1 protein-coding gene is annotated in these 227 nt (G+C 72.7%); it reads right to left on the bottom strand.

What is annotated here, in order from left to right:
* Nucleotide 1: 1 nt before the first annotated feature.
* Nucleotides 2-227: SDR family oxidoreductase (locus C7C46_RS18035; protein WP_146259115.1), on the bottom strand; the 226-nt coding region annotated here is incomplete at its 5' end.

Below are 227 nucleotides of genomic sequence, written 5' to 3'. Positions count from 1 at the left end.
CTCATCTGGCGGTGTCCCCCCCGTCGACGGTGACGGTCGAGCCGGTCACCTGGATGGACTCGTCGCCGGCCAGCCAGAGCGCGGCACCCGCCACGTCCGCCGGCTCGATCAGCCGGTTCATCGGCTGGGCGGTGACGAAGGTCTGCTCGTGCTCGGCCACCGGGACCTCGAGCGAGCGGGCAATCTCGGCCAGCATCCGGCCCTCGGCCTGCTCGTCGTCGCGCACC

Source organism: Streptomyces tateyamensis, assembly GCF_003205575.1.
GTDB classification, from domain to species: Bacteria; Actinomycetota; Actinomycetes; order Streptomycetales; family Streptomycetaceae; genus Kitasatospora; species Kitasatospora tateyamensis.
Note: the sequence above shows the minus strand (reverse complement) of the source record. Positions and strands in the feature narration are given on the sequence as shown.